The organism is Dubosiella newyorkensis (assembly GCF_001945605.1).
Taxonomy (GTDB): domain Bacteria; phylum Bacillota_I; class Bacilli_A; order Erysipelotrichales; family Erysipelotrichaceae; genus Dubosiella; species Dubosiella newyorkensis.
The window spans coordinates 1-17,552 of record NZ_MPKA01000062.1; the positions used below are offsets into that span (position 1 = coordinate 1).

General features: G+C 46.7%; 30 protein-coding genes. 1 reads left to right on the forward strand and 29 read right to left on the reverse strand.

Features of this window, described 5'->3' with window-relative positions:
- The coding region (locus BO225_RS05330) for an ATP-binding protein (RefSeq protein ID WP_158023790.1) at nucleotides 1–415 on the forward strand (415 nt) is incomplete at its 5' end.
- A 75-nt stretch (nucleotides 416–490) separates the two neighbouring features.
- Here the strand turns inward: BO225_RS05330 and BO225_RS05335 are convergent.
- The 29 genes from BO225_RS05335 to BO225_RS05475 all read right to left on the reverse strand — a co-directional run bounded on the left by BO225_RS05335 (nucleotide 491) and on the right by BO225_RS05475 (nucleotide 17,532).
- Complete coding sequence (locus BO225_RS05335) at nucleotides 491–670, reverse strand: hypothetical protein (protein WP_076341240.1); 180 nt, start codon at nucleotides 668–670, stop codon at nucleotides 491–493.
- On the reverse strand, nucleotides 667–963 hold the full coding sequence (locus tag BO225_RS05340) for a hypothetical protein (RefSeq protein ID WP_143356772.1): 297 nt from the start codon (nucleotides 961–963) through the stop codon (nucleotides 667–669). Before BO225_RS05340 ends, BO225_RS05335 begins: the two co-directional genes overlap by 4 nt.
- Before the next feature lie 62 nt (nucleotides 964–1,025).
- Nucleotides 1,026–1,439: a tail assembly chaperone gene (locus BO225_RS05345; RefSeq protein WP_076341242.1), complete on the reverse strand. Its 414-nt coding sequence runs from the start codon at nucleotides 1,437–1,439 to the stop codon at nucleotides 1,026–1,028.
- A 46-nt stretch (nucleotides 1,440–1,485) separates the two neighbouring features.
- Nucleotides 1,486–2,067: a phage major tail protein, TP901-1 family gene (locus BO225_RS05350; protein WP_233120292.1), complete on the reverse strand. Its 582-nt coding sequence runs from the start codon at nucleotides 2,065–2,067 to the stop codon at nucleotides 1,486–1,488.
- Between the two features lies 1 nt (nucleotide 2,068).
- A complete protein-coding gene (locus BO225_RS05355) occupies nucleotides 2,069–2,464 on the reverse strand; it encodes a DUF3168 domain-containing protein (RefSeq protein ID WP_076341243.1) in 396 nt (131 codons plus the stop codon).
- Complete coding sequence (locus BO225_RS05360) at nucleotides 2,461–2,808, reverse strand: HK97-gp10 family putative phage morphogenesis protein (protein WP_076341244.1); 348 nt, start codon at nucleotides 2,806–2,808, stop codon at nucleotides 2,461–2,463. Before BO225_RS05360 ends, BO225_RS05355 begins: the two co-directional genes overlap by 4 nt.
- A complete protein-coding gene (locus BO225_RS05365) occupies nucleotides 2,805–3,110 on the reverse strand; it encodes a hypothetical protein (protein WP_076341245.1) in 306 nt (101 codons plus the stop codon). Before BO225_RS05365 ends, BO225_RS05360 begins: the two co-directional genes overlap by 4 nt.
- On the reverse strand, nucleotides 3,107–3,442 hold the full coding sequence (locus BO225_RS05370) for a phage head-tail connector protein (RefSeq protein ID WP_076341246.1): 336 nt from the start codon (nucleotides 3,440–3,442) through the stop codon (nucleotides 3,107–3,109). The genes BO225_RS05365 and BO225_RS05370 overlap by 4 nt, the downstream gene beginning before the upstream one ends.
- Before the next feature lie 15 nt (nucleotides 3,443–3,457).
- Nucleotides 3,458–4,396: a hypothetical protein gene (locus BO225_RS05375; protein ID WP_198936104.1), complete on the reverse strand. Its 939-nt coding sequence runs from the start codon at nucleotides 4,394–4,396 to the stop codon at nucleotides 3,458–3,460.
- Between the two features lie 16 nt (nucleotides 4,397–4,412).
- Nucleotides 4,413–5,003, reverse strand: coding sequence for a capsid assembly scaffolding protein Gp46 family protein (locus tag BO225_RS05380; protein ID WP_076341247.1), 591 nt, complete (start codon nucleotides 5,001–5,003; stop codon nucleotides 4,413–4,415).
- A 103-nt stretch (nucleotides 5,004–5,106) separates the two neighbouring features.
- Entirely contained in the window at nucleotides 5,107–5,421 is a 315-nt protein-coding gene (locus BO225_RS05385; RefSeq protein ID WP_076341248.1) for a ribosomal-processing cysteine protease Prp, read from the reverse strand.
- On the reverse strand, nucleotides 5,418–5,603 hold the full coding sequence (locus BO225_RS05390) for a hypothetical protein (protein ID WP_076341249.1): 186 nt from the start codon (nucleotides 5,601–5,603) through the stop codon (nucleotides 5,418–5,420). Before BO225_RS05390 ends, BO225_RS05385 begins: the two co-directional genes overlap by 4 nt.
- 13 nt (nucleotides 5,604–5,616) lie before the next feature.
- Nucleotides 5,617–5,997 (reverse strand): beta-sandwich lipoprotein, encoded by a 381-nt coding sequence (locus tag BO225_RS05395; RefSeq protein WP_076341335.1) that lies wholly within the window; start codon nucleotides 5,995–5,997, stop codon nucleotides 5,617–5,619.
- 65 nt (nucleotides 5,998–6,062) lie between these two features.
- Nucleotides 6,063–6,425: a YjcQ family protein gene (locus BO225_RS05400; protein WP_076341250.1), complete on the reverse strand. Its 363-nt coding sequence runs from the start codon at nucleotides 6,423–6,425 to the stop codon at nucleotides 6,063–6,065.
- Between the two features lie 175 nt (nucleotides 6,426–6,600).
- On the reverse strand, nucleotides 6,601–9,012 hold the full coding sequence (locus BO225_RS05405) for a minor capsid protein (RefSeq protein ID WP_076341251.1): 2,412 nt from the start codon (nucleotides 9,010–9,012) through the stop codon (nucleotides 6,601–6,603).
- Entirely contained in the window at nucleotides 8,987–10,393 is a 1,407-nt protein-coding gene (locus tag BO225_RS05410; RefSeq protein WP_076341252.1) for a phage portal protein, read from the reverse strand. The genes BO225_RS05405 and BO225_RS05410 overlap by 26 nt, the downstream gene beginning before the upstream one ends.
- Nucleotides 10,393–11,640 (reverse strand): PBSX family phage terminase large subunit, encoded by a 1,248-nt coding sequence (locus BO225_RS05415; protein WP_076341253.1) that lies wholly within the window; start codon nucleotides 11,638–11,640, stop codon nucleotides 10,393–10,395. Before BO225_RS05415 ends, BO225_RS05410 begins: the two co-directional genes overlap by 1 nt.
- The gene (locus BO225_RS05420) at nucleotides 11,630–12,046 is read right to left on the reverse strand and encodes a terminase small subunit (RefSeq protein ID WP_076341254.1); all 417 of its coding nucleotides are present in this window, start codon (nucleotides 12,044–12,046) and stop codon (nucleotides 11,630–11,632) included. Before BO225_RS05420 ends, BO225_RS05415 begins: the two co-directional genes overlap by 11 nt.
- Nucleotides 12,047–12,159: 113 nt before the next feature.
- Complete coding sequence (locus BO225_RS05425; protein ID WP_016319001.1) at nucleotides 12,160–12,495, reverse strand: type II toxin-antitoxin system PemK/MazF family toxin; 336 nt, start codon at nucleotides 12,493–12,495, stop codon at nucleotides 12,160–12,162.
- Nucleotides 12,496–12,510: 15 nt separating this feature from the next.
- Entirely contained in the window at nucleotides 12,511–12,783 is a 273-nt protein-coding gene (locus tag BO225_RS05430) for an AbrB/MazE/SpoVT family DNA-binding domain-containing protein (RefSeq protein ID WP_016319002.1), read from the reverse strand.
- 318 nt (nucleotides 12,784–13,101) lie between these two features.
- A complete protein-coding gene (locus tag BO225_RS05435; protein WP_158023792.1) occupies nucleotides 13,102–13,581 on the reverse strand; it encodes a DUF2335 domain-containing protein in 480 nt (159 codons plus the stop codon).
- Nucleotides 13,556–13,765 (reverse strand): hypothetical protein, encoded by a 210-nt coding sequence (locus BO225_RS05440; protein ID WP_016319004.1) that lies wholly within the window; start codon nucleotides 13,763–13,765, stop codon nucleotides 13,556–13,558. The genes BO225_RS05435 and BO225_RS05440 overlap by 26 nt, the downstream gene beginning before the upstream one ends.
- A gap of 72 nt (nucleotides 13,766–13,837) precedes the next feature.
- The gene (locus BO225_RS05445) at nucleotides 13,838–14,272 is read right to left on the reverse strand and encodes a hypothetical protein (RefSeq protein WP_143356773.1); all 435 of its coding nucleotides are present in this window, start codon (nucleotides 14,270–14,272) and stop codon (nucleotides 13,838–13,840) included.
- 90 nt (nucleotides 14,273–14,362) lie between these two features.
- Nucleotides 14,363–14,620 (reverse strand): hypothetical protein, encoded by a 258-nt coding sequence (locus BO225_RS05450; protein WP_076341256.1) that lies wholly within the window; start codon nucleotides 14,618–14,620, stop codon nucleotides 14,363–14,365.
- A complete protein-coding gene (locus tag BO225_RS05455) occupies nucleotides 14,617–15,135 on the reverse strand; it encodes a hypothetical protein (protein WP_016319008.1) in 519 nt (172 codons plus the stop codon). Before BO225_RS05455 ends, BO225_RS05450 begins: the two co-directional genes overlap by 4 nt.
- Nucleotides 15,135–15,335, reverse strand: a complete 201-nt coding sequence (locus BO225_RS12100) for a hypothetical protein (protein WP_016319009.1) — start codon at nucleotides 15,333–15,335, stop codon at nucleotides 15,135–15,137. Before BO225_RS12100 ends, BO225_RS05455 begins: the two co-directional genes overlap by 1 nt.
- 353 nt (nucleotides 15,336–15,688) lie before the next feature.
- A complete protein-coding gene (locus BO225_RS05465) occupies nucleotides 15,689–15,868 on the reverse strand; it encodes a hypothetical protein (protein ID WP_016319011.1) in 180 nt (59 codons plus the stop codon).
- A gap of 18 nt (nucleotides 15,869–15,886) precedes the next feature.
- Nucleotides 15,887–17,245: a DEAD/DEAH box helicase gene (locus BO225_RS05470; protein ID WP_076341257.1), complete on the reverse strand. Its 1,359-nt coding sequence runs from the start codon at nucleotides 17,243–17,245 to the stop codon at nucleotides 15,887–15,889.
- Nucleotides 17,242–17,532 (reverse strand): PDDEXK family nuclease, encoded by a 291-nt coding sequence (locus BO225_RS05475; RefSeq protein ID WP_016319013.1) that lies wholly within the window; start codon nucleotides 17,530–17,532, stop codon nucleotides 17,242–17,244. The genes BO225_RS05470 and BO225_RS05475 overlap by 4 nt, the downstream gene beginning before the upstream one ends.
- Nucleotides 17,533–17,552: the final 20 nt, after the last annotated feature.

The following is a 17,552-nucleotide window of genomic DNA, read 5'->3' on the forward strand; positions in this document are numbered from 1 at the left end:
TGGCCGTGAGCCTGGGAATCGGAGCCGGAAGAAGAGGAACAGCACCTACTTCATCAAATGCCACGACCTCATCCAGCAGCTGAGAAAAGCCAACGAAGAAAATCGGCTGGAAAACCGTTTGAAGAATTACAGCCGGTACAAGCTGCTGATTATCGACGAAATCGGGTATCTGCCGATCACAAAAGAAGAGTCGAAACTGTTCTTTCAGCTGATCGACAAACGATACGAACAGAAAAGCACGATACTGACAACCAATATCGGCTTTGGCGAATGGGACGAGATATTTCAGGACCCCGTTATGGCCAATGCGATCCTGGACAGGATCCTGCATCATGCGCATGTCGTGTCCATTACCGGAAAGTCTTACCGTATGAAAGACCATATCAAGAAGAAGCCGCACACCGAACAGGAATAAAGCAATTGGTCAAAATCGAAAGAAGGATCGAAAAGATCCTTCAGTATCTTTCAAACAAAATTGAGCATTTTTATCTCATCGAATTTGTACATTTTTAACTTGACATCTACACTGCGCCTTGATCATGATGTCGCCGATTTTCTTTACCGTTGTGTTCAACTCCGATAATACGGTCTCGATCCTTGATAACGCCCTGGTCATCCCTTCGTCGCGTGCACTAAGGATCGCCTCGATCTTATGTTGTGTTGAACTCATGACCCATCGCCTCCTTTGTTCTTTTGAGCCAGAAACCTTTTATAAGCCTCCAACTGTGGTGACATTTCCTTTTTCTTCGTTTGCTTCTTTTTCAAGCGGTCCAACGCGCGCTCATAGTCATACAGTTTCGTGAATTTCGCGTAGATCAGGCGCCCTTTTTTATCCCGTAAGGAAGCCTTGTTGCTCGCGTAAGCCAGCTCGTGGATCCGATAATCGAGATCGACGTTTTTCAATGCCTGAGCTTCACACAAGAGGCGATATTCATGCATATCCAGGTCGAGAGCTTGCTTCATTGTGTTGTAACCGAAAAAGCGAAAACAGTTGGCTGCCACCTCGTCGATCAGCTCTTGGGTGCTTATGCTTTCAGCTCGCCCTGTTTCAGCTTGTCCATTTCCTCTTTCACGGCCGCGCCCATCGGATCGGCCATTTTCTTCAATGCCTTCCTGCAGACATTCGCTTTGTACAAAAAACTGATCACCTCGTCGCTAAAGATATCCAAGTCTTCGCAAGATTCGAGATAGCCTTCAATGTCCTTTTTCGTCGGCCTTTCCTTGGCCTCGTGATTGCATAAGCTGTAAACGATATCGCGCAGCGCGCAAATATCACCAACCTCCTGCCATTGGATTACAGCCTGTGCCAGTCCTGTTCCAGCCCCGATCGTCGGGTTGTCCTTCTTGGAAGTTTCGCCAAGCATCTCTCTGTCGATTTCTGCTAAAAACCCAAATGTAGCCCGCAATTGGTGCACTTTATCTTTGATCGTGATTTCCATATTTTTTCTCCTTTTTAAAAATAAAAAGGAGTCGTTTAAAGACTCCTTATGAATTGCTCTCGGCAGCGGTTTGAACTACTGTGTCTTTAAATACGTACTGAGCCGCTTCCAGCTGTTCCTGTGTCAAGGTCGCGTAGCCATCTTTAGGCTCGCCAAAAACACCGACCGTTAAAGAATACTCAGTAAAATCCTCCGCATTTGCGGTCAGTTCAAACTCCGTAATATAGCCGTTATAGTAGCAGGATTCGTATTTCCCTGCATTCTCTCCCGTACCTTCGATCGCTGTATTAATTTCCCAGACCTCAACGACCTTATCTTTCAATAAAGCCGCTTTTACCTTTTTAACGTTCTCGTCGCCTTTAGCGAAAAGAGCGTTCAGTGTGATCTCAATCTCTGCTCCTCCTGGAACACGAACTGATCCAGACTTTGTTACAACATTGTCCGCGTCCTTGGAAATGCTGGTCGATCCTTCCGTCTGAAATGCCAGAATCATCGCCGCTTCTTTTGTCAAATCTTCCAGGACACGAACTAAATACATAATTTTCGATCCCTGCACCGGTTCGGCCGCAAAGATCTGCAAGTCAAAATTCTGAATATTGACCTTGTTGAAATCAATTTTTGTTTTCATCTTATTTCCTCCAATATTTGTACTCACAATTCACCAGCCCATGCATCAGTGGCTCCGATGTCGTATCATCTGGCAAAATGTCTTCGTCTCCTCCAGACATGCACCAGCCGTAAGAGGGCGAGGCGTCGATCGATTGTGCGATACGGCGAATTCCAAAAAGCAAGGAGGAAAAATCGCCCCTCGCTCGAATGTTGTTCGTCCACGCGTGAATTGTAATATTTACCCGGCCGAAAAAGCCGCCTTTCACCTGATAAGAGGCAGAATCCTGCGTATTGCCAATGTAGATGAAAGGGTACGGCGTGTCCTCGGGAGGCAAATCTCCATCGTATACCCGATCTGGGAACGCTTTTTCAAGTGCCACACGAAACTGGCTGAATAACTCTTGTTGTGGACTCATAGATCACTGATCGCCGCCTTTTTCAAGTCGATAATGAAGCGGTCTTTCTGGGCGTTGAACGCCGGTTCCATATATGGCTGCGCCTTCATAAATCGAGTGCCCAGCTCGACATATTCGGAATAGTGCGGTGTGGCAAAAACGACCCCCGTCTTTCCGCCATCTCGCATTTCAAGGCCAATGTTCCGCTTCAATGTTCCGGTATCGACTGGGCAAAGATCTTGTGCGCGCCCTTGCATTTCCGAAGTGTTTTGAGCCACAGCTCGTGTGATCTTTGCTGGATCCGCCGCCTTGATCAGTTTCCGCTGCATCTCGTTCAGCCCACTAATATCGCATATAAGCCTCATTCCTGTACCTCCGTAAGCACGAACGTCTGCTTATGGCGCAGATTGCGTGCCCTTTCCACTTTGTAAAGTTTTTCGCCGATCCGGATCCGATCGAACGCCCGATCGTAATGATTTTGGATGTGGGCAGTTACGCTACCATCCTCAATTCGGCCGTAGATCAGACGCATCATGTCAACGCCCGTATCAAAGACGCTGGCCATCCGTCGCGTTTCAGAGATCGTTTGCGGTCCGTAGTTGCCTGTTGCGGCGTCATACGCGCCGTGTTCGATTTTCTGAAAGAAGATCGGGGTGTCGTATCTCATAGGAACCGCACCCGCCCTTTCTTCTGGTCGTGTTGTTTGGACCTCCATGCCTGCATATCATCTTCGAATGGCGCGAAGTCATCATCGGTAAACGTCATACTTTCGCCTTCGATCGAATGGCTTGCCACGCCTTCCGATCCGATCCGGTTGAACCGTTTGATCGCGACTTCGACCAGGATGTAGGACAGCTCCTCTGGCATCGTCTGAACGCCCAGGAGCACGAGGAGGCGCGCCTGCGCGAGATTCAGGACCGCTTTGAGTTGGTCATCGTTCGCTTCATCGCGCTGATCGAGCATCAATTTGATCGTCTGCAACGTTTCCACGTCTCTCACCTACGTTTCTCGCTGCTACTTCGAGGACGGCGTGGCAGTCGTAGTCAATTTGACTTTAGCGACAGCCTTCTTGTTAACTTCCGGAATATACTCGCCAGACTTACCATGTCCTTGAAGCGCAACGCCATCAAAATCCTGCGCTTCGATCGTACGAGTCGTGTTGATACCGGTAAATGCCTTAGCAATGCCTTCGATGTAAGCGTAGACAACTTCGTTCTCCCCAAAATAGTCTTCTGCAACTTCCGTGATGACAAAGCCTTTGAATTTGCGTGCTTCATTGTCATCGATATTCACTGTGGATCCTTTGCTCGTTGTTGTCAGCCCGCTGTCTACGATCGCGTTATATACATCTGGTGTTACTTTAGCGATTCTCTTACCTTTGGCTTTGACGTTCGTGAAGTATTTGGACAACTCACTGAACAATGCGGCGACCGTATCTTTCGTGATGCTGCTCACTTCGATCGTTTTCGAAGCGCTCTTCGAAATGAATGCTGCATGCTTACCGTTTAGTTCCTCAGTCACAGCCTGTGCCTGCAGATCGAGGCGATCGGCGATAGCTTGTTCAAAATCGGCATTGACCGTAGACCGGTCTACACCTTCGTGGAAAGCCCACTCTGCTGTATACGGAACATCGGTATCTTTATAGATGACTTCCGTGCGGTTTCCAAAACGAGATGTGCTTTCAGTGCCGGTACCAAACGCGACATTTTCGCCTTTGTTGTAAGTCCCGATCGTGACCGGGATATCCGACGTCTTGACACTGAATGCCGTCGCGGAATCCCGAACGCCATCCACCACATCGATCTTCCCTCCAACGAAAAAGTCATTGAATTGGGCTTGTACACCGAATACGGCTAACATGAGTTCTTTAAACTCCTTGCTGAACACCCGGATGTTCGAATTTTGCGGTTCATCCGCAAACATCTGAAGATTGATCTTTTTCATTCGCTTCATACTTTTTACCTCTTTTCTATCGTTTATACTTATTCAGTTTTGCTTCGAAAGGGCTTGGCTTTTCATGGTCGGTCCGGTATATTTTCGGAGTTCGTCCCAGTGCCCTTTCAGCTTCGACTGCTTTACGATCTGCCTTGATGACCGACACGAGCTTCTCGATCCGCACGTTCGTATCTTCGGCAGTTTCTCCGACTACGAAGTCCAGGATATCCTGGGTAGCCGTGATCTTGTGATTCTCTTGAAGAATCGTGGCAGCGCTCTTGGAAAGTTCAGTACGTTGGGCTTGCTTTTCCAGCTGCGCGATCTGGTTTTTCAAGTTCTCGTTTTCCGTCTGGATCTTTTCCTGTTCATACGCCTTTTTTTGTTCTTCGTTCATCTTTGCAAGCTTTTGCGCTTCTGTCCGAGCTTCCTCGATCTTTTTTTGGTTCTCTTTTTCAGCCCGTTTCAAACGCTCCTTCACGATCCGGTCCAGTTCTGCCTGGGTGAACGTCTTCTCCCTTTTTTCCTCTTCCGGTGCGTTTTCTTTAGCGTCCGGAGCGGTTTGCTCCTGTGGAGCATCTGTCTCGTCCGCAAAAAGCTGCAAGTTGAATGGTTTCACAATAAACATTTTTCTTACCTCCCATAGTTTTACGTCACAATGTTTGACTTCCGTACCTTTTAACGTCTTGAACGTTTGGACATATAAAAAGGACAACGAATTCCGCTGCCCTCTATCCCTTTTTCATGTATGCGCATTTAACATGATCAGGGTACGCGCTGGCGATACTCATGCAGCCGAGCCGAAAACTTTCGACCAGCAGGATCGCATCATCCTCCGCGTGATTGCCATAAATTTGATGCCAGCCCTCCGTCTGATCATGGTAGATACAGGCACCCGTCAACTCTTCGATCGACTGGATCAGATTTTCAAATAGCGCTGAGATTGCGCTGCACACGATGTCTTTTCCAGGTTCTGCGTATTGAGCATGCCCCGTGATCGTGATCACGAACTCTTTTCTTCGCCGCTCTACTTTGATGTCGATCATAGCTTGTTCTCCTCGAACAGCTCTAGCAGTGCCTTCTGGAATGCTAATGAAAATACGATAACAAAAGGCAGATACAGCGGCGAGAATACGATCCACCAGGATAGATCGAAGCCGAAGAAGGTTTTCAAAGCGAACATCCCAATAAACAGGATCGTAAAAAGCCTTGGTAGATATCTTGTCATTCGTGATCTCCTCCTAATCGTCATGTGTTACTTTGACACCCCATTCTGGCAAAAAGTTTAATTCATAATGGTATGGATCCGAGTTGGCGCCTGAAATGTCTTCCATCACATAGATTGTTTCGTCAGACACATGGATAAAGTGTCGTTTATACACCCCTTTCGCCACCTCGCAAGTGACTTCGAGCTCTCCGCGCTCTGATGTATCCAACGCGAATGTGCCTTCCATTTCAAAAACGACAGTATCGGTCCTGTTGTTGATCACGGTCAAGCGTCGTTGAATATTGAAGTTGTCGGCTTCATCAGACAAATTATGTCGGACTTTATCGACCTCTGTACATCCAGCTATTCCGGCCATAAGAAAAGCCGTCATAAGGACGGCTGTAATAGATTTCATGATTGTTTCCATTGAATTTCCTTTCTGACAAAATAAAAACCGTGCACATTACACGGCTAAAGAAATTAAATTTTTGCGGTAAGCCCAGCGATAACGCCTTCTAAAACAACAAAGAATGATTGGCCGAGAAAATCCTTGGCTTTCGTCATCCCCTGATTTTCTTCCAAGTACTCCACGCCTTTTAACGTGATATGGATTCCATTATCAACCCAACCCGATCCGTTTTTCGTCCGGTATGCCATCAACCCTTCGATGAATCCGGAGCGGATCAGCTCTGAAATGATAACCTTCCAATATGCTTCCGGAATCTCGATTAATTTCGAATTGTATTGCAAATCCGACCATTGCGGAGTCTTCCCGGCTTTCAGACATTCGTATAGGTACATCAAAATCTTGCAGATGACGACCTGCATATCGTTGTGTGCCATGGTTACCTCCTTTTTACAGAATAAAAAACCGTGTCGATTGATACACGGCTTCTTAAATTAAGAAACTTTCGCCGGGCCCCGCCTTCCCCCGGTTCGCTTTTGACCACTTCGGTGCTGATGTTTGCAGGATCGTTTCACATCCTCGAAAGCCTCTTTGTATTTATATTTTAGCACTTTATTTCTTTGAGTAAAGTATTTCGGCTTTCTTGATAATTTTAGATGTTTTTCTTTCCGACATCATCCAACATGTGATTATTGAGCTAAGAAAATCTGGGTGATCCTCATCATTATTTAACCTTAACACAGCAAGGATATATTTACCTTCTGATTCAAAACGCTTTAATATCTTTCCTGTATTTTCTTTTTTATCTGCAAGAATATAATCTGGATCTTTTAAAGCCGTACATAGCTCACCCATAACCAACTTGTAAGCTTCAGGGTGCCTTTCAAGAATATGCCTTTTTTGTTCTCCGGTTATGATTATTTTATCTTCTCTAATTTCTCCCTTGATATTCAATAGAGCTTGCTTATTAAATTCAATAAAATAACTGGGCAATCTAACCTCTTTTATCCATTGAAGAAGGGTTAATTGATGTAGATCAACCTCTTTTTTCCACTTCTCCCTTTCACTATTCCAATCCCTCCAACTCAGCCCGTGCTTGTCATATGTCTCGGTCCACTCGTCGAATAGTTTGACCTCTTCGTCGCTCACACCGAAATCCGTGCGCTCGATATAAGCAGAAGTAGAACATCTGCAATTACTAGTTACAAAACCGTTAGCAATGTATAATGTAGATAAACAGGAGGCATCATATACATGACCAGAAAAAGGCACAACATTGATGAAATCAACGTTATCGAACTTTACAAAAGTGGGAAAACAGTCAACGAAATTTCTAATATTTACGGCGTTCATAGATACACGATCGAAAGGATTATGAAAGCCAATGGAGTCAAATTGCCTGGAGTCCGTATCGATCTCGACAGTACTAAGATCGCCGACCTTTATGTTTCCGGAATGAGCGAAAAAGCCATTTCCGAGCAATTCGGAGTAAGTCGCCCCACGATTCGTAGACGACTCCTTGATTCTGGTGTCATAATCAGAACTCAAACGCAGGCTAACCAACTCATGATGAGTAAGAGAACCCGAGAAGAGAATATCCGCAACTCTGAGGCCGCCCATAATGCCATCAGAGGTTATACCTATTCCAGTGAGGAACTTTGACAACGAGCTTTCAAAAGGCAAAAATCTTTCGTTCAATTTGATAGTGCCTACGAGGCTTCTATCGCTGATGAACTTAGAAAAAGAGGAATTAAGTTTATCCCTCAATTCGCCATTGATAAATACAATGTCGATTTCGCTATCGGGGATTACATCGCCCTTGAGGTCTACGGAGGTCACTGGCATTCGAAAGGTCGTCATGCTATTCGATTTAACGATCGAAGCAAAAAGATTTTCGATAGTGGTAGAGCTATCGTGATTTGCTGGTTCACCAATAACATCACTACCGACATTACCGCAATAACGGACTACCTTATCTCCCTTGATAAGGTTCTTCGCTTTGACCCAGCCTCTCGCTGTAAGCATTATGTGATTAGGTGTGACGGTAAGTCGAGCTCCATCGGCCGTTCTAATCTCGACTACATCTCCTGAATATTCGCTTTTCATAATCGCCTCTGCATCAGGGGCGATTATTTGCGTGTCAGGCAAAACACAATTCGGATGCATAGGCGGAGCGTTCACGCCTGGCTGCATATCCTTCATGTCAAAATGTTTCCCGTTGATCGCTAAACAATGCGGGCAAGCCGTCCCTAGGGAATGGAACGTATATTGATCGAATCCGTTTTCTTCAAACGATCGGCGCTGCGCTTCCGTTTGAACCCGTGCCATTTCTGTGATCATCAAACGGTTCGCGTCGTATACGCTCGATTTTATCTTTTTTCGAAGCGTCCGCGCCAATTCTTTTGGATTGCGTCCCTGAATGAGTCCGGTCGATAAAAGGTTCCCCAGCTCGTTTCTTAATATATCCTGGTGCTTCCAGATCCGGTCGCTCCAAGTCGCGTTGTGAAAGCTGGCGTTCACGATCGAATGTGCGTAGCGGGCATTGTCATGGACCGTACGACCTAATATACCGGCTTGCCGTTTGAACGTCTCGATCGTGCGCTTGGTCAGCTTCTCTTCAAAGAAACGCTGCAGTTCGTCGAAGCCGCCGACCAGATGCATTCCGATGTTGGCTTTCAACAGCTCCAGCCGGTTCACCTTCATCGTGAGATTGTAAAGTCTCATCTCTTCATTGGCCTGATCGGAGAAATTTTTCTCGGCCACATACTTTTTAGCGAGCTCGGCATACGTTTTTATATCCAGTTTAGAGACTCTTTTTTTCGCTTCTGCATAGGTGATTCCCTCTTTTGTGGCGTATCGAGTGTAGAAATTGTTGATCTGGATCTCGATTTCATTCATCATCTGTCGGTAGATGCGTTCGATCTCTTGGCTGTATGTCTTCTCTTCTTGGATATTGTGTTTCCGCTGCTCTTCTTCCCGCTCGCGCCAATAGTCGGCGCTACTTTTCGATTCCGGCTTCGCCATCGTCTACTTCCTCATGATCGTGTTCCGCAAAAAGTCCCTGGATGAGCTCGCTGTCCTTCGTCTCTTCTTCCTGGATCCGTTCCAATTCGGCGTCCGGATCGTCGACATAGGATAGCAGCGAAAGCTGGGTCCGTTTGGATACAAGGCCTTCGGCATCCTTTGCGATCGAAGTCTCTTCTGCCCGGTTGTTCGGGATATTTCTAGATGTCGTGATCACGATTTCTTTCCAAGCATCCGGATCGGGCACGTTTGTAGCCAGCGAACAGAAGATCTTGTACCGCTTTTTCAGCGATTTTTCAATTTTTCGATCAAATCCAAGCGCCAGATTGCTCATGGCCTGCAGCTTGTAGGCCAGTGAAACTCCGCTGGTCGCGTTGCCGTAAGCTTCATCGCTGATGTTTGCGACCATCGAGATCTGATAGATCTGCTTCTCCAGCCGATCGAGGAGGTTTTCTTGTGTTCCGTCTGCCGTGGGTTTGGTCAAAAACTGGACCACGACGTCCGAGGCGTTGTCTGTACCGTAAAAATTAATGACTCTCTCGTCCCGGATGCGTTTTACGTTATCCTCGTCGACTTCGGCTCCCAGGATCGCTAGATAAGCCTCTGCGAATGCCTCTACATCGTTTGCTTTTTCAGAGATCACGCGGTTATACTCTTCGATCAGTCCGCCCACTGTTTCGAACAATCCGATCCGCTCGTCATTGAGACGGTATTCAACCACAGGAATGTATCCGTAGGGATTTTCTTGCGTATCTTCTTTCTTTTCGCCATCGAACGCGATGATCGAGTCTCTCGTAAGGATCTCGCCATACATATCGCCAAGATTTTGATCGTTGCTGGTTTGGCTGTTGTTTTCGTGATAGCCGTAGCGCACCGCGAACAAGGCGCGCTGCTTCAACGTATCGTCATAGACCACAAACAACTCGTCTGGTTTGACGGCCGTCATTTTTGTTTGACTCTTCTCGTCCTGGTAGAGATATTCGAAAGCATGACCAAAAATACAAACATATTTCAAGAGCTCGAACTCATGATCCGAGATCTCATTGGCATCTTCGAATGCAGTGATCGTGTCCAAAACGGTCTGATCGGGATGTGTCTTCTTGATCCGGTTGCCATAAGCATAGCCCATGAAGGTGTCGGTAATGTAACGGGGGAAATTGGCCACAAGCCGGTTGTCCGGTTTCCAATTCGGCTTGTTTGGAGAAAAAAAGATATCGTGAAACCCTTTGTACATCATCTCCAGGTACCGATATCTTTGTTTTCGTTTGTTATGCAGTTTGATATATTCTTCGACCAGCTCCATCGATATGCCGTTTTGGATACGGCTTGGATCGCATACAAGCGGATCCGGAAGCTGATAGGGGTTTTTTGATCGTGTCATCATATTCCTCCTTTGAACGTTTTCAATTTTGGGCTTCCTTTCGAGAAGCGCTCGACGCTGTATCGCATCGCGTCCATCAAATGGTTAAAATCATCGATCGGACGGTTGATCGTTTTGCCAAACCGGTCCTTATCCCACGTATAGTTGGAAATTTCCGTAATGAAATGGACGCAGCGCGGATGGACAAGGATCTCATAGTCCTGGATGAACTGGATCCCGTGATTGATGGAGTCGGGTCCTTTGACCGAAGCTGCCACACGGAGGCCGTACCCTCTCAGCTCATCGATCGATTTGGGTTCGGCGCTGTCCGCCACGATCTTCTTCTTGGCGTAGCCTGACTTCGTCACTTCTTCATAGATCTTTCGGTTGGTCAGTCCTTTTTTGTATACTTCATCCCAAACGAAGATCTTCTTTCTCTTCTGATCGATAAATCCGATAAAGAGGGCTGCCGGATCGTTCGAGTATCCAAAGTCCAGCCCATTGATCGATTCGCACTGCTGAACGTCATCGAGCGTGAACTCGGCCTCCTGCCAGTTCTCGAATACCAGCCCTTCCACGATCCCCCAATGACCAAGACCGGCTACCTGATAGCGTCTTGGATTATTTTTCTTCATATCCTCGAACAGCTTCAGATCGGCTTCGTCGAGCCATTCGTTGCATTGATAGTTGGTCGTGATCGCCAGCACATTTGGATCCGGTGTATCGAAGAAACGCTTCTTGATCCAATGGTGTTCGTTCCACGGATTCAGAGTCAAGGTCCATTGTTTCCAAAGGCCTTTTGGAAGCTCTCCTCGGATCGACTCGTCAAGCATGTTGAAATCGTCCTCGCTCATGAGCTCATATGCTTCTTCGATCCATCCCCAGCAGAGAACGCCTACCGATACAGTGATCGATGTGACTTTAAGCGGATCATCCAGGCCCCGGAACAAGATCTTCTGCCCCGTCGGCTTGTAAGTGGCTTCGAGAGGGGAAAGTTTGAAATCCCAAAGGTGCGCCACATGCAGCCGTTCGCACGCCCACTGCAGATCGGTGAAGCAGCTGTCTTTGAGTGTCCGATACGTCTTCCGGACCACCAGCAGGTTGGATCCTGGATATTTCATTAAGTTGTAAATAAACCATAGAGCCGTAGTCTTGGATTTTTTGGACGCGCGGGATCCTTTTACTACCCGGTATCTGCCACGAAAGTCCCAAAACTGTTTGTATCCTCTGCCGACCAGATTTGGAAGATATACGGTCCTAGTCTTCAAGGTCGGACTCTCCTGTAAAGACAGGAACCTCGATCGAGAGGTTTACGTTCTTTTCAAAAGCTCCATACGATCTAGCCAGCAGCTCCGCCGCTTTGTTCCGCTCCTTCGTGTTCGATCGAAGAAGTTCGATATCTCCGTTCATCGTAAGAACTTCATCTTTCTGCTCTCCGCGCATTACAGCCGTCAAGTATTCCATGACTTCCTGGATATCGGCAGTATTCTCGTCGTGGATCTCCTGCATCCGCTGTTCTTTATAGGCTTTGACGTCCGGTTTGGAAAGAAGCCGGTTCCCTGCCGAGCGGGCGACCGAATCGCTTCGAACAGTCTTGTAGACTTTTTTATAGGCTCTGGTCACATTCATGCATTTCAGATACTCATCAACGAACAGCTTTTGTTTGTCAGTCATGGAACCCCCTCCTTTCCTTTCATAGTCCGCATCCAAAAGAAAAGCGCCCAAGTTGGACGCTATCTAAACTTTATAATGATTTTGTTTGCATTTCTAAGCTATCTGATTTACTATCAAATCAGAAAAAGTTGAATAATATTTTTTACGCTCTCGAGGATGTTTGGTGGACACTCCTCTATTTTTTTTGCGTTTCTGGCATCCAAGTCCATTGCCCGGACGTGTTCGCAAAAAATTTTCCCTTTCACATCCTTTGTTCCTTCTAGAGCAATGTGCAAAGGGAAATCTTTGTTGTTTGTAGAAATAGGACAAACCAAGTACATCCCTGTTTTTTGGTGGTATGTGTCATTTGACACAATTACTCCGGGGCGATGCCCTCGTTGTTCGTGCCCTTTAGTTGGACTAAATTCTAAAAATATAATATCTCCTTCCGTAAAATTCGTTTTATTCATAAATCTCCTTTCTCTTTATATGGATTCTTTTCCTTCATAATCCATACCTTCCCAAGCCTCCATCTCATCTCCGAATAGTTCTTGATAAGATGGGCCTGAATAACTAGCAAACAAATCTTTTAAAGTTTTGATCTTTTTTGGTTTAGCAGGTGTTAATACGATTTTATCGCCCTCCACCTCTAACAGCAGTTCATCGCCGATATCAATCGACAGTAAATTCAATATAGCTTGTGGCAACCTAACGCCTCTACCGTTGCCCCATTTTGCTACGGTAAGTCCTTTCGTCATTTATAAATCCTCCTTCAAAATTTATACCTTGTATAGACATTGTATCATTTTCTTGTGTTTATACAAAGTAAAAACAATCTTTTTTATGTTTTTGTTAACGTCATCTATGTTTCATGTAAATGAAAAAGCCGAAAATCAACAGACTCCCGACTTGATCACGCATCGACACGCATCGACACGCATGTTCACGCATCGAATAGCACTTGGCTTTTCCGGTGCTCTTTTTACATTTCTTGATGATACTATTATAGCACCTTGACACGGTTCACTAGTGTACTCTTTCAGAAAAAAAATAACCGGAAGTCGATCGACTCCCGGTTACTTATCTCCATCCTTATCGGATCCTTGGTATCTCCCGCTAATAAAAATAAATACCAGCGTCGCCGCCGCGCCGACAAGAGTTGTAAAGCCTTCAAGAGCGCGCCCCTGCGATAAGAGGAACATCCCCCCGCCCAGCACAATCAGTGCTATTATAAAGCCCATAAACTGACCACGTTTCTTCGTTTTCGCATCTTCTCGAAGCATATACGTAGCGTTTACCAATCTTGCTTCCTGCTCTTTTTCCGCCATAGCAATTATCCGATCCGCTGCATCGGGGTGGGCCTCATTGTACTTGATCAGTTCAGAAGCCGGAGGAAGAGGGCCTTCATATATTTGACTGCTCTCCTCATAGCGTTCTATAACTAAGTTTCGTTGTCGAGGTGAAAGCTTATCAATCTCGGCTTCAACCTGCTGAATCTCACTATCCTGCTCAGTCGGCGTAAGCGGTTCATTATCCGTTTTTGTATTGTCTTTCATAATCATTCATCGCCCATTTCAAGGACTTCCCTACATTCTCCCAATCTTTCTGGATCTGTTTGGCGTCCTGCCTTCTTCCAGCTACATTCGGCAATTTTAAAGGCTGCGGCCAAATGACCATAAAAGAAGCCAAACCTGAAATAAACGCTTTCTTTAACTCTCTTTTAAAAGTATTCTGTTTCATAATTTAACCTCCTTGTACACATAGTATATCCATTTTGCTTGCAATTTTGCAACTATAACAGCCAAGCTTGGTTTACAATACCTTTTCAATCACCACGTTGATGTGCTTATACATTCCCCGCTTTGAATAGCCGTGATCGCCAGCCACATCTTCTGCCGATCGGCAAGAGTGATACAGATCCTGCAGCAGCCTCTGGTCCTCCACGCTCAGTTTCTTGACGACATCCGCCTGCTGCAGCGACAGCGTCAGCGCATCGATCTGCACCTCCTTTTCGGTCTTCTTCTCGATCAGATCCAATAAGCGACCGTTCGAGTGGCTCGGGGACGTCGTGGTCGGCATGGGAAGCGGGCTCTTAGCCTGCTCCTCGGTCAGTTCGATCCCGGAATGAGTCAGCCCCATCATTTCCTCTTCTATCACCTCGATCTCCAAAGTCAGTCGGTCAATACATTTCTGGTACTCATACTTGTGACGATATGAATCAATCACCAGCTTCGTTAGTCCTGTCATAATCCTCATCTCCCTTTCGTGCCACAATGCGCATTGACATGATTCCCATTCCGATATAGATACCAAAGGCGAATCCAAAAAGAAACTTGATCATGCTTCCGACTCCTGCATAGCGTCCTTGATCAGCAGCAGCGCATGCTTGATTGTCCGGTCCCGATGGACTCCGCTCCATAGTCCGGATGTGATCCCTACCGCCAAAGTGTTTGGAGAAGCTGGCCAAATATGGGCAAATTGTCTGCCATTACGCATGATATCGATAGCAAGACCCACACGTCTTATCTCATAACCTTCGGCTGTAAAGATCCCTCTAGCCTTCTCGATCAAATCGAGTTTTCCTGCTCCGATCATTGGTCTTTCCCCCAAACGCAACCGTGCTTGATCTTCTCAAACAAGGCGATTTCAGCAAGGCCGATGACCACATCGCGCGCATGGCTCTCCCCCTGTTTTCCAATCTCAGCCAATGAATAAAACGCATCCGCTACCTCTTCAAATGTTGGCAGCGCATTTTGTTTTTCTAAACATGCACTTATTGTTGGCACTTCTTCTGTTGTACTTATCTTTAATTTTTCCATAATCTTCTTCTCTCTTTCTTTCGCCTGCTGTTCCGCTTTTTCCTTGATCCTGGCGCTCTGCAGCTTTTCAAAATTCTTGGTGACCTGCTCTTTAGCCTGTTTCAGTGTGTAAAGGATTTGCTCCTCGGAACAATATGTCGTATCGCCTATTCCATCGATCTGCACTTTGATAGGGTGGCTACCGGTCTCCGCAATAGACCTGATCGTTGCGGCCTGAACCACAAAATAATCACCGCTGATCGAACCCGTAATATAAACACTGTCCCCGACGCGTTTCTTTCTTCTGCCCATCAGAGGTCTCCACCGATCAGATCTTCCAAAGCTTTACATGCCTCTTTGTATGCGGTTTTCAATCTTTTCGTGTACTTCTTGTACTGATCTTCAGGTGCTCTTTCGTTGTTTAAGACACCGATAACTCTATCTGCGGTTATGTACAGAGATTTAAGCCTCTGCGAGGCGATAAGCTTAGTTTCATTTTTTGTAAGTTTCATTTTTTCGTCCTGCTTTCTAATTAAGTTGTTATAATTCGTCCATAGGAGGTCCGATATGAACGAAGACTTTTCAAACGTAAATCTGTTTTTGTCCGAAAAATTCAAGCTCTTTCTTATGCGATTCCGAAAAGGAGTCGATGGAAGTTTCTTGGGACGTTCACTGGTTTCTCTGCTAGGCTTGAGATTTATCACGGCAAGCTATCCTTTCTGCGATACTCTTAAAACCGAAGGCGATAATCCCAAGGCTCTGTACACCCTAACAACTCGTTATTGGCGGTACTGCGTATGGAAAAGAAACCGTCTCTTTGACAAAATCCTAACTTCCATCATTATTCCAATTTTCGTTTCTGTAGCTACAACGCTATTGCTGCTAAAACTGCAAGAACTAATAGAACTATTAAGGCAGCAATGATGATCTTCAGCAGCTCGAACCTCCCGTCAATGTATTCAAAGAAGTCCATCTCTTCTTCAGAGACCCCATAGGTTTTCATGAACGCTTCCCTGCGTTCTTTTTCTTGTTCTAGTTCTGTCATATATCTTCTATGCCTCTTTCATCTTCTTAACGCGTCCAGAAGAGTGCGCTGAGTGACCTCTTTCGACTGGAGGGCTCTCAGCATGTCTTCATCGATCGTGCCCTTTGCCAGGATGTGATAGATCACGACAGGATCCTGCTGTCCCTGACGATAGATCCTGGCGTTGGCTTGTTGGTACAGCTCAAGGTTCCAGTTTGGCAAGCTGTACCACACACCAATGTGGCCACCTTTTTGAAGGTTCAGTCCATGCCCGGCACTGGCAGGATGGACCAGCAGCATGTCGATCTTGCCGACATTCCAGTCTTCGATGTCCTGGTGCGTGTCCAAGGCGCGCACGCTGTACTGCTTTTCGAAATGGTTTCGGATCCGATCGGCTTCGTGCTTGAAATAGTAGAAGACCATGACTGGCTGGCCATTGGCGGAAGTCATCAAGTCTTCCAGCTCCAGGAGCTTCATATCATGCAGCGTGTGGACATCTTTGTGATCGGATGTATAGATCTGTCCGGAAGCAAATTCCGAAAGAAACAAGGTCAGGACGCCAGCATTGGCGGCCATGATCGCGTCGTCCATCTGTCCTTGACACACTTCCAGGATCTTCTCTCGTTTAAACGTTTTGTACTTCTGCAAAGCCACTCCAAGATCGATCAAACGGTCGATATAGGTGACGGGAGGAAGATCGGCACATTCCGACTGCTTGATACTCATGCAGATGTCGCCGACCGTGTCATAAATCTGCTCCTGCGCTCCGTCTTTCACGCCCCAGTCGTATACGACATGGCCATTCATCCGGGCCGGATACAAATATCGGGCCTGAAAGATTCGCTGTGTTTTTCCCAGGCGTTCCCCCTGATCCATCAAATAGATCTGCGCCCAAAGATCAGGGATGCCTTTCGGGGCAGGAGTTCCGGTCAGCCCAATGAATCGCTTCGTCGCTGGCATCACACGGCGCAGGGCCTTGAAGCGCTTGGCTTTTGGACTTTTGAAAGTCGACAGCTCATCGATCACGACCAGCTCGAACGGCCATCGCTGATCAAGGTGATCGATCAGATCGGCGACATTGTCCTTGCTCACCAGATAGATGTCTTTTCCGGAAGGAATCGCCGCCTTGCCTTTGGCCATCGGCGCTGTGATCAAAGCCCAGGTCAGGAACCGGGTATGGTCCCACTTTTGGATCTCGTCCGGCCACGTCGATTCAACGACGCGTTTCGGACCGATGATCAGGACCTTTTGGACATCGAACATCAGAAGCTCCGAGATCACGGACAAAGTCGACACCGTCTTGCCGGCGCCCATCGGCAGGAACAGGCCACACGTGGGCCGATCCAATGCCCACGCGATCGCCTTCGCCTGGTACGAATGCGGGCGGAATACGGTCATACTTCCCTCCGGAACCTCAGCGCGCACATCATTCTGTCAACCATCTCTTTGTTCCAGATCACGAAGACCGGAACGTTTTGATGCTGAAGCTGCTGGATCTGATATTTCTGCACTTTCGATAAGCGGCCAGAGTCGCGTTTCAATTCAACGAAAAACTGGATCCCGTACAAAGTGCACCACCGGTCCGGAACGCCCTGCATTCCTGGTGATGTGAATTTCCAGCACAGACCTCCCTTCGCTTCGATTCTTTCCTTCAAATACTTCTCAACATCTCTTTCGTACTCCACTTTTCTCCTCCTATCTATGC

Excerpts from the sequence above, each read along its gene's own strand:
- BO225_RS05335 (WP_076341240.1), bottom strand. The coding sequence starts at position 670 with ATGAGTTCAACACAACATAAGATCGAGGCGATCCTTAGTGCACGCGAC.
- BO225_RS05340 (WP_143356772.1), bottom strand. The coding sequence starts at position 963 with ATGAAGCAAGCTCTCGACCTGGATATGCATGAATATCGCCTCTTGTGT.
- BO225_RS05345 (WP_076341242.1), bottom strand. The coding sequence starts at position 1,439 with ATGGAAATCACGATCAAAGATAAAGTGCACCAATTGCGGGCTACATTT.
- BO225_RS05350 (WP_233120292.1), bottom strand. The coding sequence starts at position 2,067 with ATGAAAACAAAAATTGATTTCAACAAGGTCAATATTCAGAATTTTGAC.
- BO225_RS05355 (WP_076341243.1), bottom strand. The coding sequence starts at position 2,464 with ATGAGTCCACAACAAGAGTTATTCAGCCAGTTTCGTGTGGCACTTGAA.
- BO225_RS05360 (WP_076341244.1), bottom strand. The coding sequence starts at position 2,808 with ATGAGGCTTATATGCGATATTAGTGGGCTGAACGAGATGCAGCGGAAA.
- BO225_RS05365 (WP_076341245.1), bottom strand. The coding sequence starts at position 3,110 with ATGAGATACGACACCCCGATCTTCTTTCAGAAAATCGAACACGGCGCG.
- BO225_RS05375 (WP_198936104.1), bottom strand. The coding sequence starts at position 4,396 with ATGAAGCGAATGAAAAAGATCAATCTTCAGATGTTTGCGGATGAACCG.
- BO225_RS05380 (WP_076341247.1), bottom strand. The coding sequence starts at position 5,003 with ATGTTTATTGTGAAACCATTCAACTTGCAGCTTTTTGCGGACGAGACA.
- BO225_RS05385 (WP_076341248.1), bottom strand. The coding sequence starts at position 5,421 with ATGATCGACATCAAAGTAGAGCGGCGAAGAAAAGAGTTCGTGATCACG.
- BO225_RS05390 (WP_076341249.1), bottom strand. The coding sequence starts at position 5,603 with ATGACAAGATATCTACCAAGGCTTTTTACGATCCTGTTTATTGGGATG.
- BO225_RS05395 (WP_076341335.1), bottom strand. The coding sequence starts at position 5,997 with ATGAAATCTATTACAGCCGTCCTTATGACGGCTTTTCTTATGGCCGGA.
- BO225_RS05400 (WP_076341250.1), bottom strand. The coding sequence starts at position 6,425 with ATGGCACACAACGATATGCAGGTCGTCATCTGCAAGATTTTGATGTAC.
- BO225_RS05405 (WP_076341251.1), bottom strand. The coding sequence starts at position 9,012 with ATGGCGAAGCCGGAATCGAAAAGTAGCGCCGACTATTGGCGCGAGCGG.
- BO225_RS05410 (WP_076341252.1), bottom strand. The coding sequence starts at position 10,393 with ATGACACGATCAAAAAACCCCTATCAGCTTCCGGATCCGCTTGTATGC.
- BO225_RS05420 (WP_076341254.1), bottom strand. The coding sequence starts at position 12,046 with ATGACTGACAAACAAAAGCTGTTCGTTGATGAGTATCTGAAATGCATG.
- BO225_RS05425 (WP_016319001.1), bottom strand. The coding sequence starts at position 12,495 with ATGAATAAAACGAATTTTACGGAAGGAGATATTATATTTTTAGAATTT.
- BO225_RS05430 (WP_016319002.1), bottom strand. The coding sequence starts at position 12,783 with ATGACGAAAGGACTTACCGTAGCAAAATGGGGCAACGGTAGAGGCGTT.
- BO225_RS05435 (WP_158023792.1), bottom strand. The coding sequence starts at position 13,581 with ATGAAAGACAATACAAAAACGGATAATGAACCGCTTACGCCGACTGAG.
- BO225_RS05440 (WP_016319004.1), bottom strand. The coding sequence starts at position 13,765 with ATGAAACAGAATACTTTTAAAAGAGAGTTAAAGAAAGCGTTTATTTCA.
- BO225_RS05445 (WP_143356773.1), bottom strand. The coding sequence starts at position 14,272 with ATGACAGGACTAACGAAGCTGGTGATTGATTCATATCGTCACAAGTAT.
- BO225_RS05450 (WP_076341256.1), bottom strand. The coding sequence starts at position 14,620 with ATGATCGGAGCAGGAAAACTCGATTTGATCGAGAAGGCTAGAGGGATC.
- BO225_RS05455 (WP_016319008.1), bottom strand. The coding sequence starts at position 15,135 with ATGGGCAGAAGAAAGAAACGCGTCGGGGACAGTGTTTATATTACGGGT.
- BO225_RS12100 (WP_016319009.1), bottom strand. The coding sequence starts at position 15,335 with ATGAAACTTACAAAAAATGAAACTAAGCTTATCGCCTCGCAGAGGCTT.
- BO225_RS05465 (WP_016319011.1), bottom strand. The coding sequence starts at position 15,868 with ATGACAGAACTAGAACAAGAAAAAGAACGCAGGGAAGCGTTCATGAAA.
- BO225_RS05470 (WP_076341257.1), bottom strand. The coding sequence starts at position 17,245 with ATGACCGTATTCCGCCCGCATTCGTACCAGGCGAAGGCGATCGCGTGG.